This window comes from Kribbella sp. NPDC043289 (assembly GCF_056436705.1).
Genome location: NZ_JBWKCB010000003.1, coordinates 125,199 through 138,560, shown reverse-complemented (window position 1 = coordinate 138,560; position 13,362 = coordinate 125,199). Strand labels below are relative to the sequence as shown.

Annotated in this window: 14 protein-coding genes and 3 tRNA genes; 7 read left to right on the top strand and 10 right to left on the bottom strand. The window is 67.2% G+C overall.

Going from position 1 to position 13,362, the window contains the following annotated elements; genetic code table 11:
- The first annotated feature begins 128 nt into the window (after positions 1–128).
- Positions 129–1,346, top strand: coding sequence for a hypothetical protein (locus AC0662_RS19025; protein ID WP_478302110.1), 1,218 nt, complete (start codon positions 129–131; stop codon positions 1,344–1,346).
- 335 nt (positions 1,347–1,681) lie between these two features.
- A complete protein-coding gene (locus AC0662_RS19020; protein WP_452197126.1) occupies positions 1,682–1,990 on the top strand; it encodes a hypothetical protein in 309 nt (102 codons plus the stop codon).
- 3 nt (positions 1,991–1,993) lie between these two features.
- On the opposite strand, the gene AC0662_RS19015 is transcribed toward AC0662_RS19020, so the two are convergent.
- Positions 1,994–2,785 (bottom strand): alpha/beta fold hydrolase, encoded by a 792-nt coding sequence (locus AC0662_RS19015; RefSeq protein ID WP_452197127.1) that lies wholly within the window; start codon positions 2,783–2,785, stop codon positions 1,994–1,996.
- An 81-nt stretch (positions 2,786–2,866) separates the two neighbouring features.
- Here AC0662_RS19015 and AC0662_RS19010 point away from each other — a divergent pair, with 81 nt between their 5' ends.
- The gene (locus tag AC0662_RS19010) at positions 2,867–4,156 is read left to right on the top strand and encodes an alpha/beta hydrolase (protein WP_478302107.1); all 1,290 of its coding nucleotides are present in this window, start codon (positions 2,867–2,869) and stop codon (positions 4,154–4,156) included.
- 171 nt (positions 4,157–4,327) lie between these two features.
- On the opposite strand, the gene AC0662_RS19005 is transcribed toward AC0662_RS19010, so the two are convergent.
- The 3 genes from AC0662_RS19005 to AC0662_RS18995 form a co-directional block, all read right to left on the bottom strand.
- Positions 4,328–4,573 (bottom strand): type II toxin-antitoxin system RelE family toxin, encoded by a 246-nt coding sequence (locus tag AC0662_RS19005; RefSeq protein WP_452197129.1) that lies wholly within the window; start codon positions 4,571–4,573, stop codon positions 4,328–4,330.
- Positions 4,570–4,860, bottom strand: coding sequence for a DUF6247 family protein (locus tag AC0662_RS19000; RefSeq protein ID WP_452197130.1), 291 nt, complete (start codon positions 4,858–4,860; stop codon positions 4,570–4,572). The genes AC0662_RS19005 and AC0662_RS19000 overlap by 4 nt, the downstream gene beginning before the upstream one ends.
- 455 nt (positions 4,861–5,315) lie before the next feature.
- The gene (locus AC0662_RS18995; protein ID WP_478302104.1) at positions 5,316–6,092 is read right to left on the bottom strand and encodes a hypothetical protein; all 777 of its coding nucleotides are present in this window, start codon (positions 6,090–6,092) and stop codon (positions 5,316–5,318) included.
- Between the two features lie 687 nt (positions 6,093–6,779).
- Here AC0662_RS18995 and AC0662_RS18990 point away from each other — a divergent pair.
- Positions 6,780–7,427 carry a histidine phosphatase family protein gene (locus AC0662_RS18990; RefSeq protein ID WP_478302102.1) on the top strand — a complete coding sequence of 216 codons (648 nt, stop codon included), beginning with the start codon at positions 6,780–6,782 and terminating at the stop codon, positions 7,425–7,427.
- Positions 7,428–7,602: 175 nt separating this feature from the next.
- Here the strand turns inward: AC0662_RS18990 and AC0662_RS18985 are convergent.
- The 3 genes from AC0662_RS18985 to AC0662_RS18975 form a co-directional block, all read right to left on the bottom strand.
- Positions 7,603–7,675: transfer RNA gene (locus tag AC0662_RS18985), tRNA-Phe, on the bottom strand.
- A gap of 46 nt (positions 7,676–7,721) precedes the next feature.
- Positions 7,722–7,798 (bottom strand) — tRNA-Asp (locus tag AC0662_RS18980).
- 60 nt (positions 7,799–7,858) lie between these two features.
- Positions 7,859–7,931 (bottom strand) — tRNA-Glu (locus tag AC0662_RS18975).
- A 93-nt stretch (positions 7,932–8,024) separates the two neighbouring features.
- Between AC0662_RS18975 and AC0662_RS18970 the strand changes: the two genes are divergently transcribed.
- Positions 8,025–8,366: a metallopeptidase family protein gene (locus AC0662_RS18970; RefSeq protein WP_478303404.1), complete on the top strand. Its 342-nt coding sequence runs from the start codon at positions 8,025–8,027 to the stop codon at positions 8,364–8,366.
- A 154-nt stretch (positions 8,367–8,520) separates the two neighbouring features.
- On the opposite strand, the gene AC0662_RS18965 is transcribed toward AC0662_RS18970, so the two are convergent.
- Together AC0662_RS18965 and AC0662_RS18960 are read right to left on the bottom strand one after the other, a co-directional pair.
- Positions 8,521–9,249 carry a polyprenol monophosphomannose synthase gene (locus AC0662_RS18965; protein ID WP_452197138.1) on the bottom strand — a complete coding sequence of 243 codons (729 nt, stop codon included), beginning with the start codon at positions 9,247–9,249 and terminating at the stop codon, positions 8,521–8,523.
- A 132-nt stretch (positions 9,250–9,381) separates the two neighbouring features.
- Entirely contained in the window at positions 9,382–9,732 is a 351-nt protein-coding gene (locus tag AC0662_RS18960; protein ID WP_452197139.1) for an STAS domain-containing protein, read from the bottom strand.
- Between the two features lie 230 nt (positions 9,733–9,962).
- Here AC0662_RS18960 and AC0662_RS18955 point away from each other — a divergent pair, with 230 nt between their 5' ends.
- Together AC0662_RS18955 and AC0662_RS18950 are read left to right on the top strand one after the other, a co-directional pair.
- On the top strand, positions 9,963–10,706 hold the full coding sequence (locus AC0662_RS18955; protein ID WP_452197140.1) for an SDR family oxidoreductase: 744 nt from the start codon (positions 9,963–9,965) through the stop codon (positions 10,704–10,706).
- A complete protein-coding gene (locus tag AC0662_RS18950) occupies positions 10,658–11,440 on the top strand; it encodes a DNA alkylation repair protein (RefSeq protein WP_452197141.1) in 783 nt (260 codons plus the stop codon). The genes AC0662_RS18955 and AC0662_RS18950 overlap by 49 nt, the downstream gene beginning before the upstream one ends.
- A 39-nt stretch (positions 11,441–11,479) precedes the next feature.
- Here AC0662_RS18950 and AC0662_RS18945 read toward each other — a convergent pair whose 3' ends face one another.
- On the bottom strand, positions 11,480–13,141 hold the full coding sequence (locus tag AC0662_RS18945; RefSeq protein ID WP_478302099.1) for an MFS transporter: 1,662 nt from the start codon (positions 13,139–13,141) through the stop codon (positions 11,480–11,482).
- Between the last annotated feature and the right edge of the window lie 221 nt (positions 13,142–13,362).

Below are 13,362 nucleotides of genomic sequence, written 5' to 3'. Positions count from 1 at the left end.
TCGAGATCGTTGGCCTCGACAACGACCTCGAGCGCCGACCGGCCGCGCGTGAAGGAGGGTCCGACCTGATGATCGCCCTTCTGACAACGCCCTCCGTGCGTCTCACGAGTCCAACCCCCGCAGATCTGGTGCGGACCGTCGACCTGGCCCCCGGGGTCACCGCCGAGATCGACCTGGCCGATCCCTCGCGCTGGCATGCGGTCGAGGTACGCCGCTGGGCCGAGGCAGACCGGGATCTCCTGGAGACGATCCTCGGCGCAATCGCGGTACGCGAGATCGATCGCCTGTTGGCGACGGGCGTGGCGACGAGCGACGTACCCGTCGATTGTGCTGGAGCGGGTGCGTGGCTGCGGCTCGCGGTCGTCGATGCGCTGGACTGGTGGTTGCAGGTACCGCTGCGCCAGGGCCTGCTGGATGCCGAGCGTGCGATCGTCCGCGCACAGGCCGCGAGCGCACTGGCGGCCGGCGAACTCCGACGTACCCTCGTCGACCGCGCACTCGTCCTCGCCCGCCGATCGGCCGGTGAGGTGACGTCCGTTCTGAACGACTTGACCGACTCCGCGACATCGTTGCCTAGGGCCCTTTTCGCGGGGTTGTCCCGGTTGACCGCCGGGTACGCCGCGTTGGCTCGGGAGGTGCATGGTCCGGATGCCACACTGGCGGCTGTTCAGACGGCGTGGGGGAATCTCGGGGCCGCGGTACCGGTCGGTGGTTTCAAGGTTCCTGCTCGATCGCCGATCGCGTTGCCTGATCGGGGCGGGGTGGACCCTCGGCAGTTGCGGGCGCGGATCGCGGCTTCCGACGTACGGCTGGTCGCGGCGCGAGGAGCAGCGGTGCGGGTGATCGTCCCGGCGTACGCGTCGATGCCTTCGCCTGTCGTTGCGGATCGGTTGCTGGTACGGCTCGTCGATCGTCGCTCGGGCGAGGCACAGGATCCGGTGCTGCTGACGCTCCGCTCCGATGCCGAGGAGCCTGTATTTACAGAGGTTGTGCCGCTGCGTGGTGCTTCTGTCGAGCATCTGCGGGCTGATGTCTTCGACGCTGACAGCGGTACGGCGCCTGCTCGGTCGGACAGCGAACTGCTCCGGCTGCGGCGGGCTCAACTGGTGCTGAGCGAGTGGCGGCGGGCTGTCGCCGAGTCGCGGCTCGCGCGCAGCAGCCGGCCACGCAAGCAACGCCTCATTCACCTCATCCAAGCGTTCAGCCCAAGCGCGGAGCCACTCTTCTCGGGCGGGCCCGCTCCGGCGGACATCGAGCAATTCCTCGAGGGCACCGGCACACATCCATGGTTCACCAGTACAACCGGTGCCGGCTCGCTCCTGACCGCGGAACTGGCCGTCCGCTAGCTGGTGCCGCCGCGGCACCAATGTTCGCCCTGTGTGCACAGGTCATCGCGTAATGGAACACGCGCCGACCGTCCACCCGAGGAGCGAGCATGACCATCGTCTCTCGAGCCACCCGCACGCGTGAGGGGTACGGCGCTCGTCGTGCCGCCCGGGCCACTCGCCACGGTGCGGACCTCGCCGCGGGCCGGGGGGCAACTCGCAGTACCGCCACCACCGCCCGTCGCGCGCCCACTCGCCGCAGGGCCGGCACCACCGGCCGATACCTGACTCCAGTTTTACTCAGTCGCCCCGGGACCCGAGCGCCGGCTCGGCGGCCGTTCATCCTGTGGTTCCTGATGGCGGCTGACCTGGCGACCGTGATCTGGATGTACACGCTAGGTGCGTGGCTGGATCACGCGTCGAAGTTCACCGCCACCGCGACCTTGGGCGGACACCATTACCTCGTGCTCGCGGTCGCAGCGGTCGCCTTCACAACACTCGCGACCGTGGCGATCCTGAGCGATGGCTTCACCCACATGACCCCACGCCTGACCGTCATGAAGAACCTCGCGTGCGTCGTGTCCGTCGTTGCGCTCACGGGCCTCGTGGCACTCCTCCTGGCCACACTCCTCAGCCGCCTCCTCTTCGGCGCCTTCCGCCCCTGACCGTCAGTGGGCTTGCGCGACAGCGACCGCGGCGGCGATTGCAGCCGCGGTCTGTTGTGGTGCCTCGTCAGGGAGGAGGAACACTGAGCCGGGGATCGTCACCAAGGTGACGTTGGGCGCCGCCTCGAGAGTGGCGCGCTCGGCGTCTGTGAGCCCACCGTCCCCCTTTTCGGCGTGGACTACCCACACCGGGCTGCCACACGCGGCCAGTAGACCTGCGTAGTCCCGGTCGAGAGCGATGTAGTCGAGGTACGTGCTGGAGGTCCGCACCGAATCACCGGCTCGGTTCTGCTTGAGGTCCTCGATGAGGTCTCGCTTGTGCGGATCGGGCGTTTTGGCTGACCGGGCCATCAGCGGCATACCCTTCATCAGGAGGGCCATCGGCCAGTGACCGACTTTTTCCGAGGTCCGCACGGCGGCCCGGAAGATCCAGGCATCGTCCTCGGTCGACAGGCTGATCCCGAGGAGCACGACCGGCCCGTGGAAGTGGCCGGAAAGCAGCATCTCCAGCGCAACCGTCGCACCGTGGGAGAAGCCAACGACCACGTCGGAGCCGAGCTCCTTCGCCAGCTCCCCGGCCCGGCGCGCCAAGGCCGGGATGGACACGTCGTCGCCTGCCATCGGGGCACCCGCCATCCCCGGCAGCGTCGTCGCCACCAGCCGAACGCCGGCCAGCGCTTCCTCAGCCATCACCAGATCGAACGACCGCGCCGCATTGGCCCCACCCGGCAACAGCAGAACCGACCGCTCCGCATCCACAGGTCCCGCACTCAGAAGCTCCCAGGCCTTCCGCATCACTACCGCCCCCAAACAACAAGTCCCTCTCCCCACGGTACGACTCAACGCCTTCTAAGGAGAGGGAGCTACGTTCGAACTGTGGATGGCTGGAGGGGCGTGTCGCTGCTCGGTGGCTGGTTCCCGGTGACGATCGAGGTCGTCGCGGTCACTGTGCTGCTGCTTGCGGTGGGGTGGCGGGACCAGCGGTGGCGATTGCGGGTGCTCCCGGTGGTCGTTGTTGCTGCAGTGTTCCTGGCAGTGTTGGCGGCGTACCCGGGCGCGCGGGCGATGCGACAGGTGGATCCAGTGCCGTTCGCGGTGTGGTTCTGGCTCGGAGCCGCAGCCGGCGCGTTGCTCGTACTGGTGGCTGGGTGGCGCAGCGCGCGATGGTGGAGGCGCGGTACGGCGCTGCTCGCCGCGGCGCTCGCCGCTTTCGTGTGCGCCAACGGGATCAACCAGTTCGTCGGCTACTACCCCACGCTCGGGTCCGCGATCAACGATTGGACCCACACCCCGCTGCCGGGCCAGACCTCGCTCCCGAGCGCAATGCACGCTGCTGGAGCCGCGAACATCCCAACGGCGGGGAAGCTCGTCGCGGTGACCATCCCAGCGACGTACAGCCACTTCGGCCATCGGCAGGAGTTGGTGTACTTACCGCCGATCTGGTTCGTCGGTCATCGCCGTCCGGTCCTGCCGGTCGTCGAGATGATCGGCGGCCAGCGCGGTGGCCCGGGCGACTGGGTGCGCCTCGCCAACGCCGTACAGACGTCCGACAGTTACGCGCGGCTCCACGGTGGCTACGCGCCGATCCTCGTCTTCGCCGATGCGACCCGTCGATTCAGCAACGACACCGAGTGCGTGAACGGCCCGCGGGGGAACGCCGCCGATCACCTGGCATTCGACATCCCCAAGTACGTGGAGAAGACCTTCGGCGCTTCCCGCAACCCGCGGCAGTGGGCGATAGCCGGGTTCTCGATGGGCGGCACGTGCTCGATCGACCTGGTCGTCAAGTATCCGAACGTGTTCAACCACTTCGTCGACATCTCCGGCGACCTCGCGCCGTACACGGGCACTCGCGCGCAGACCTTGCAGGATCTGTACGGCGGGAGCATCGCCGCCCGCAATGCCAACGAGGCGCTCCCCGTCATGCGTGCACACGGCCGCTACACAAACGTCAGCGGCCTGTTCCTCACCAGCGCCGACGAACCGCGCCACCAGTCGGAGGCACGGCAACTCTCCAAGGCGGCGGCGAAGGTCGGCATCTGGTCCCGCGTCGACGTCAGCCCCGGCACCCACACCTGGCAGTTCGCCGCCCCCGCCTTCGCCTCCGCCTACCCCTGGTTAGTCACCGAACTCACAAGCCGGACAACCCCACGCACCCAGCCCTGAATCTGCGGTAGCGACTGCGGAATGTGCGTGCGAAGAAAAAATTGCTCCCCAGCTGACGCGGAGAGGGTTTGTGGTGGTCAGGGGCGGTCTCGAACCGCCGACCTTCCGCTTTTCAGTTCGACAGCAACTCTCGTGCTGCTGGTGAGAACCGTCGCCTAGCGGGTCGCTCCGTCAGCCGACCCAGGTCACGTCGAAGATCCGGATCTGCTCGCGATCGTCGTCGACGTAGAAGGACAGCAGCCCGAGGCCACCGAAGGTGCATTGCCGAAAGCTCGGCTCATCTCGATCGAGGGTTTGGGTCTCCCACGGCGCACCGACCAGCTTGCTGACACGTTCGACCAAAGCATCGAATGCCGATGAAGGCAGTCCTTGCAGCTGGGCCAATGCGGATGCGTGAAACTCCACGCGGTAGCTCACCGCCGATCGGACCAGCCCGGTATCGCTTGCTCTGCCGGCACGAACTCGTCAGCTCGATCCTCGCGGGTCGCTTGCAATGCCTGATCGAAGCTCGGATCGGAATACGCGACCGCCCGCAGGCGCCAGAGGTGCAACACGTCCCGCAGCTGCTGGAAGCGCCACACCTCGTGGGCAGCGTCTAGAGCGCCGTGGTACTCGCTGAGGAACTGCTCATGCCACTTCTCCGGCAAGAGGCGGAGGATCTCGCTGGGGTCGTCCGGCGAGCTCTGCATCGGCTGAGCAGTCATGTCACCAGATTACTCTGAGCAGACCCTCCGCGTATCAAAGCTATCCACACCCACCGAACTGACCGGCGGTCCTGGCGAAAGCGGTCACGGTCGATCACCCACACGACGTGTGGTGGCGATTCCCAAAGCGAGGTCACAGGGGTGGTCAGGGGCGGTCTCGAACCGCCGACCTTCCGCTTTTCAGTTCGACAGCGGCCCTTGGGCTCCATGGAACCGGTGTTGCAGAGCAAGGCTCATCGGTTGGCTCGGTTGGTTGCTGTCGCCACCTGTTGCGGTCCCGGTTGCGGTCATCAGATCCGAGCCCTGGTTTACGGCGGCCCGGTCGCCGAACCTCGTCTACGCCGAGTGCGTCCTCTGCAAAACCACCGGCATCCACGGCTTCTGCGGCGCCTCCTCCCTGGACGCCTCCCCGTCGAACGAGCCCCTCACCGACCAAACCCGAGCCTTCACCTCCATCACTGTCTGAGGTACGGGTACGGCGTGAGACGTATGCCGGTGTCGGCGGCGATGACGGCCCGGTCGCCGAGCGGCTTGCTGAGGGTGACGACCGCGGTCGATGTCTTCCCGACGTCCGCAACGGCCGGGAGCAATGGACCGTGACTGCCACCGATGACCACCAAATCGTCGTACTCGACGACGTGGGCCCGGAGGTCGGTCTCATAGAGTCCGTGGCTGAACTCGAAACTGAGGGTCTTGCCGTCGACCCAGTCGAGAACGCCGACCTGGAGCAGACCCTGCTCGAGCCGGGCGAGGCCGGGTAGCGGGTCGGTCCACTGCAGCGACTTGAGCACGCCCGCAGGGACCGCGACGGCGACAACAGGTCTCGACAGGCCTCGCACCGTGAACGACCAAGCCGGCACGGTCGCCCGGCCATGGCTGGTCTCCACGTCAGTCGTCGTCAACGAGCTGGCGGTGATCGTGAGCGTTTCGCAGCTCGGCATCCTCTCGCACATGTCGTTCGGCGGACCGATCGCCTCGGTCAGAGCTTGCTGAGCGTCGAGCACCTGCATCGTCTCGTTCGACCCATCCGCGAAATCGACCCGCGTCGTACCACCTTCCGCGAACTGGACCCCGTCCGCGAAGGCAACCCGCCCGGACAACCACGAGATCTTCTGCTGCCAGGTGTCGAACCCGAGCCCCGGCGTCCGCGTCGAGTACAAGAAGACACCGGTCACCGGCGCCGGGATCCCCGCCGCCCGCACGACGCGCGCGACCACTCCCGCGCGCTCCACAAACGCTTGTGTGGGCTGAGCTTGCGGCACCAGATCACCGCCCGGTGTCTTCCACGCCGGCCGAGGGGCCGACTTATTACTAGGCGCAGAGCCCGGGGCTGCCTCGGACCCACACCGTCCGAGAGCGAGCACCAGCACCACCCCCAACCACACCTTCCCCACCATGGGGCCGAGTATCCGCTTCCCTTCTCGGCCCTTCAAGCAGCGTGAGACGCGGTACGTGCGAGGGCTCGACGCCGACGGGGTCGATCTGCTGCGGCGGACTGATGCCGGTTGGGTGCGCACTCATCGCTGACCTCTCCGATACTTAGCGGGAGGTCAGGTGCCGGTTCCCGACCAGGGGAAACCGAACAGACGTTGCGGTCATTGTGTGAGGATCGGCGGTTCTCAGATGGAGAAACCGCAGGTAGAGAAGGTGGTCAGGGGCGGTCTCGAACCGCCGACCTTCCGCTTTTCAGTTCGACAGCGGCCCCCGGGCGGCTAGACAGAACCGTTGCCCAGGACGTCCTTCCGTCGGGTCCTGATGCCCACCAGCGGTGGCTGTTGCGGTCCTGGTTGCGGTCACTCCTGCACCGTCAGCATAGGAAGGCTTGTCGTCTCTGACGGCCCCAGGTGGGACCCGTGCAGAGCGTCTCCCCGGCGTGTCGTGCTGACTCGTGAGAGGCTCTGAGGCTGCAAAGGAGGGTAATGAGACACATCTACCTCGTCACACATCCCGAGGCTCAGCATCACGTTGACGGCGTCGTTGGAGGCTGGCACGACTCAGATCTGACACCCCTTGGGCGCCTGCAGGCCGAACGCATCGCCGAGGTCCTGGTGAGCAGGATCGGACCCCAGCCGGTCGAGGTCTACTCCTCTGATCTGAAGCGAGCCAGCCAGACGGCAGAGCAAGTTGCTCGGAGGTTCTCCGTCGAGGTTCAGACTGATGCGCGGCTTCGCGAGAGGTCCAACGGTGAGGCTGACGGGCGTCCCCAAGCGTGGCTCGCCGAGCGCCGCATCCCACTTCCGGAATACGGCGATCGACTCGGCCACCACGACGGACCAGCCGGTGCGGAAACACGAATGGCATTGGTCGAACGCCTGTACCCGGCCCTCGATGACATCCTCCGTCGACCAGTCGCGAACCAGATAGTGGTGTCTCACGGGTCCGCGTCGAGCTATCTGATTGCTGCCTGGATCGGCATGCCGATGACCTCGACGGACCGGGTCTTCTTTCCCCTGACTTCAGGTGGTATCACCACCCTCCTCCGCAACGACACCCACTTCAGCCATCAGGTCGTCTCTCTGAACGAGACCCAACACCTGCAGGGTCTTGGAGAGCCACCACTGCCGTGATCTTGTCCCTTCTCGCGGCATCCGTCAGGTACAGATGACGATCTATGCCCACGCGTCTCTGGAAGACCAGCGGAAGGTCACTCGATCAGCTCGCGGAGCTGGTTGCCGGATAGGCGTTGCGGTAATCGCGGGAGAATCGGCGGTTCTCAGAACGAGAAACCGCAGGTGAGAGAGGTGGTCAGGGGCGGTCTCGAACCGCCGACCTTCCGCTTTTCAGGCGGACGCTCTACCAGCTGAGCTACCTGACCGGGGAGAAAATTCGGCGGCGGTGTTTTTCACACCGCCGCCTTCTCCTGGCGACCCAGACGGGACTCGAACCCGCGACCTCCGCCGTGACAGGGCGGCACGCTAACCAACTGCGCCACTGGGCCTCAATGACTCGATGATCCTACAGCATCTTCGAGCCTCTTCTTGCACCGGCCTTTCGGCCGTATCCCCAACGGGATTCGAACCCGCGTTACCGCCTTGAAAGGGCAGCGTCCTAGGCCACTAGACGATGGGGACTCGGACCCGCGGGAGCCGAAGCTCCAGGGACAGCCGTAAGCATAGAGGAGACCGCGCCAGCTTCCAAAACGAGATACTGGAGGGGTGATCGAGATGAGCCGGAGCGCCTTCGAGGAGCTGGTCGCGCAGGCGCTGGACGACGTGCCGGAGGAGCTCGCGGCGCTGATCGACAACGTGGCGGTGTTCGTCGAGGACGAGTCGCCGGCGGGCCAGCCGGAGCTGCTCGGGATCTACGAGGGCATCCCGCTGACCGAGCGCGGGCACTACTACGGCGGCGTGCTCCCGGACCGGATCACGATCTACCGGAACCCGACCCTGAAGATCTGTGAGACCGTCGACGACGTCGTCGATGAGGTGAACATCACGGTCGTGCACGAGATCGCGCACCACTTCGGCATCGACGACGCCCGGCTGCACGAGCTCGGCTACGGATAGGCGCCACCGGCCGGCGCCACCGGCCGGCGCCACCGGCCGGCGGCGCTGACGGGCTGCTCGGCGGGCCTGATCGGACCGCTCCGCGCAGCGGACCCCCGGGCAGGCGAAATCCGCGGTACGGCGGACGCCTCTGCCGTACCGCGGAAACCTCGGTTCAGGACCGGTTGAGCAGCAGCTTCCAGGGCATCAGTGCCGACTCGAGCTGCACCTTCAGGCTCATCTTGGAGACACCCTCGGTGCGCTCCTCGAAGCGGATCGGGGTCTCGGCGATCTTCACGCCGCGCTTGACCGTCCGGTAGTTCATCTCGACCTGGAACGAGTACCCGTTGCTCGCGATCGACGCGACGTCGATCCAGCGCAGGGTGTCGGCCTTCCACGCCTTGAAGCCGGCGGTGGCGTCCTTGACGTGCAGCCGCAGGATCGCGTTCACGTAGAAGTTCGCCCAGGCGGACAGCGCTCGCCGGTGCCAGCCCCACTCGGCCGCGGCAGAGCCGCCGGGCACGTACCGGGAGCCGATCACGACGCCGGCGTCGGTGGTCCGCAGGATCTCGACCATGGTCGGGATCACCGCGGCGGGGTGCGACAGGTCGGCGTCCATCTGGATGACGATGTCGGCGCCTTCGTCGAGGGCCCGGGTGATCCCGGCGATGTACGCGCGGCCGAGGCCGTCCTTGACGGTCCGGTGCAGTACGCCGACCTTCTCCGGCGACTCCTTCGCCAGCTCGTCGGCGACGTCGCCCGTGCCGTCGGGGGAGTTGTCGTCGACGACGAGGAGCTCCAGGCCGGGCAGGTTCAGGTCGGACAGCAGCCCGGCCAGCACGGGCAGGTTCTCCCGCTCGTTGTAGGTCGGTACGACGACCACGATTTTCGCTAACTCACCCATGACTTTCCTTCGTCGGAGACACCGGACGCTATCGCATCGCCGGTCGAGGGTCGTGCAGGTGCCAGCGCAAGGTGCCGATGTCGGTACGACGAATCTGTAGGTGTGCCGAGTTCCCGAAGGGGTCGGTGCCGGTCAGAGATCCGCGAGCGCCTCGGTGATCGTGCCGTAGATCCGGAACTGCCCGCCGAGGCCGGTGACGCTGAGCGGACGGTCGACCGGGCGGCCGACGCCGACCAGGGCGAGTGGGATGTTGTGCCGGCCGGCGAGGTTGCGTGCCTCGACCAGGTTGCCGAGTCCGGCGGAGCTGCAGAAGGTGACCGCGGAGACGTCGATCAGCACCAGCCGCGCGGGCGGTGCGACGGCGGCGCGGATCGTCGTCGCCGCGTCCTCGGTGCTCGCCATGTCGATCTCGCCGGACAACCGGACCAGCCGGACTCCCGGTTCCAGTTCCTCGATGATCGCGTCGAACGTCGTTCTGATCATTTCGCCGTCCCGCGGCTCTGGGTGGCTGGTCACGCGGGTTCTCCCCCGGGGTAGCGCCACGAACGCGGGTCCTGGCGGAAATGGAACTGCCCTGTACTCACACCGTATGCCTCAACTCCCCAGCGTCACAACGGGTTCGCCACGGATGACCCCGGAGCGTGACCTCGCCGCTGTAAGCGCTGTCAGAGTAAAGCAAACGACGGACCCAGAACGGTGATAGACAAGGCGGCATGGGCGTTCTCGACGGTAAGGCAGCGCTGGTCACCGGAGGTTCGCGGGGCATCGGCGCGGCGATCGTGCGGCGGTTGGCGGCCGACGGCGCCGTCGTCACCTTCACCTACGCGAGCAGCGAATCGGCCGCGGCCGACGTGGTCGCCGAGGTCAAGGCGGCCGGCGGTACGGCGATCGCTGTCCAGGCGGACCAGGCGGATCTGTCCGCGATCGACGACCTTTTCGAGCGCGCGGCCGAGCCGACCGGATCGCTGGACATCTTCGTCTGCAATGCGGGCCAGGCGATGGTGAAGCCGATCGCCGACGTCACCGTGGACGACTACGACCAGATGTTCGCGACCAACGTGAAGGGACCGTACTTCGCCATCCAGCGCGCGGGTCGCGTGCTGCCCGACGGCGGCCGGATCATCGCCCTGTCCACCCTCAACACGGTGATGCCAGGCCCCGGGATCTCCTTGTACGCCGCCGGTAAAGCGGCCCTCGAACAGTTCGTGAAGGTCGCTGCACGCGAGTACGGTCCGCGCGCGATCACCGTGAACACGGTCTCGCCGGGTGCGACGAACACGGACATGTTCCACGACCACAACCCGCCGGAGATCCAGGACGCGCTGGTCGGGATCACGGCGCTCGGCCGGATGGGGGAGCCCGCGGAGATCGCCGACGTGGTCGCGTTCCTGGCCGGTCCGGACGCCCGGTGGATGACCGGCCAGAACCTGCGCGCGACCGGAGGGATGCTGGTCTGAGCACGAAGGACCTGCTCACCGACATCGACGCCGCGGCTGATCCCGCGGTGGCCGAGGTGCTGTCGCGCTACTTCCAGCTGCAGCCGGGCGGGTACGGTCACGGCGACCGGATGATCGGCGTGAAGCTGTCCACGATCCGCGGCATCCTCAAGCCGTACCTGCGCGCCGACCTCCCGTTGCCCGACCTCGAGCAGGCGCTGACCAGCCCGGTGCACGAGCATCGCCTCGCGGTCCTCTGCCTGCTGGCCGACCGAGCGACCCGGAGCCGCAAACCCCGTACGGCGAACCCGGCCGAACTCCTCGCGATCTACGAGCTCTATCTGCGCAGTACGGCGTACATCAACAACTGGGATCTGGTGGACTGCAGTGCTCCGCAGATCGTCGGCGGCTACCTGCTCGATGAGCCGCGGGACATGCTCTACACACTCAGCAAGTCGACGTCACTCTGGGAACGCCGGATCGCGCTGGTCGCCACGCAGTACCTGATCGGCCAGGGCCAGACTGCCGACACCTACAAGCTGTCGGTCGAGGTTCTCGACGACCCCGAGGACCTGATTCACAAGGCCTCCGGCTGGATGTTGCGCGAGGCCGGCAAGCGCGTCTCCGAGGACGAGCTCCGCGGATTCCTCGACCGGTACGCGCCGCGGATGCCCAGGACGATGCTCCGGTATGCCGTCGAACGCCTGGACCCAGCGACTCGTCAGCACTACCTGAAGCTGCCGCGCATTCGCTGAGTGGTTGCTCCGAGCAACAAGTCGGAGAATGTCGACAAATCAGTTTGGTTTGGCGTCGGCGAGCGGCGGCGCCTCGAGGGCACAGTGCCGGTGGTGGATGTCGGTGGTGACGACGTGCCGGACCTGTCGGCCCGGACGGTCGCCGAGGGTGACCCACGCGATCACGCTGCCGAAGGCGGCCAGGACGGCAGAGATCACCAGCGCGTTCCCGAACCCGGTATGGAACGCCGCCGGATCGCGGTACGTGTCACCGGTGATGCCGGCCGCCATCGGGATCGCCGCGACCGCCATCAACTGCGCCGACCGGGCGATCGCGTTGTTCACGCCGGACGCGATCCCGGCGTGATGATCTGCGACCGATGACAACACGGTCGCGGTCAGCGGTGCCACGGTCGCGACCAGCCCGAGCCCGAGCAGCACGACACCTGGGAGTACGGCGGTGAAGTAGCTCGTGCCGGTGCCGATCCGCAGCATCAGCAGGAACCCGCCGGCCATCAGCAGCGGCCCGATCGTCATCGGGATCCGGGGGCCGATGCGGTCCGCCAAACCACCGGCGTACCCCGAGAGGGCGAGCATCAGCGCGGTCATCGGCAGCAGCGCGGCGCCGGCCCAGAGGGCTGAGTAATGGAGGCCGGTCTGCAGGTAGACGACGACGAGGAACGTCGACGTACCGAGGGCGCCGTACACGACGACCGTGACCAGGTTGGCGCCGGTGAAGCGGATGTTGGAGAACATGCCCAGGGGCAGCATCGGGTGCGAACTGCGCCGCTCCACCTCGATGAACGCGGCCAGGGCGAGTACGCCGATCGCGAGACTGGTCAGGACCAGTGGATCGCCGAAACCGTGGTCGCCGGCGCTGATCAGCCCGTAGGTGAGACCGGCCAGGCCGAGGGTGGCCAGGATTGCGCCGGTGAAGTCGAGCCTGCCGGTCGCGCTCTCGTCCTTGGTCTCCGGTACATGCCGGAGAGCGACGAGGACGGTCGCCAGCGCCAGGGGTGCGTTGAGCAGGAAGATCAGCTGCCAGTAGCCGCTGTCCACCAGGGTTCCGCCGACGAACGGACCGACCGCCGCGGCGACCGAGGTGAGGCCGGACCAGAGACCGACCGCCTTGCCGCGGTCGGAGTGCTGGAACGTCGTCTGCAGGATCGCCAGGCTGCCCGGCGTCAGCAGGGCGCCACCGATGCCCTGCAGGATGCGTCCCGCGATCATCACCTCGAGGGTCGGGGCGAACGCGCAGAGCACCGAGGCCGCCGCGAACCAGATCGCCCCGATGACGAACGTCCGCCGTCGGCCGAACCGGTCGCCTAGCGAGCCGCTGAGCAGCACCAAGGAGGCGAGCATCAGCATGTAGCCGTTCACGATCCACTGCAGGCCGGCCATGTTCGCGTTCAGGTCCTCGCCCATGGCGGGCAACGCGACGTTCACGACGGTCCCGTCCAGGAACGCCATCCCCGAGCCCAACGCCGTCGCCGCCAGTACCCACCGGCCCCGCGCGGTGCCCAGCGCGATCCGCTCGTCACTCATGGAGTCAGCGTGGCAGATGAAGCCGAGGTACGACGAGGGTGTCGCACGCGGCGGCCGCGCACCCGGGTGTCGGTCGGTGACGGACAGGTCGGGCGACCAGGTAACGGCCGCGCTGTACCCCAGCACCAGCGCGACCGCCACCAGCAGGCGCACCGCCGGACTCCGGAGCTCCCCCACCCCCGTACTCCTGGCCGGGAGGAACTCGGGACTCCCGGGCAGTTGCGTCCTGACCCGAAGTCACCGTCCCCCATTTCGGGCCTGGCCGATTCCCCTGTTCCGGCGCGGTCCGACTGGCCCATACGATACGCCCGAAATGCCGCGGGTGGGGAAATTCCAGAATTATTTCTGGGAACCGCAGAATGCGGGCCCGGAGTGTGTCCGGGAAATCCCCGGGCGGT

Bases quoted from the DNA above. Each gene is read 5' to 3' on its own strand.
- AC0662_RS18970 (WP_478303404.1), top strand. From the start codon at position 8,025: ATGAGCCGGAGCGCCTTCGAGGAGCTGGTCGCGCAGGCGCTGGACGAC.
- AC0662_RS18960 (WP_452197139.1), bottom strand. From the start codon at position 9,732: ATGATCAGAACGACGTTCGACGCGATCATCGAGGAACTGGAACCGGGA.
- AC0662_RS19020 (WP_452197126.1), top strand. From the start codon at position 1,682: ATGGCGGCTGACCTGGCGACCGTGATCTGGATGTACACGCTAGGTGCG.
- AC0662_RS19015 (WP_452197127.1), bottom strand. From the start codon at position 2,785: ATGCGGAAGGCCTGGGAGCTTCTGAGTGCGGGACCTGTGGATGCGGAG.
- AC0662_RS18990 (WP_478302102.1), top strand. From the start codon at position 6,780: ATGAGACACATCTACCTCGTCACACATCCCGAGGCTCAGCATCACGTT.
- AC0662_RS18955 (WP_452197140.1), top strand. From the start codon at position 9,963: ATGGGCGTTCTCGACGGTAAGGCAGCGCTGGTCACCGGAGGTTCGCGG.
- AC0662_RS18965 (WP_452197138.1), bottom strand. From the start codon at position 9,249: ATGGGTGAGTTAGCGAAAATCGTGGTCGTCGTACCGACCTACAACGAG.
- AC0662_RS19000 (WP_452197130.1), bottom strand. From the start codon at position 4,860: ATGACTGCTCAGCCGATGCAGAGCTCGCCGGACGACCCCAGCGAGATC.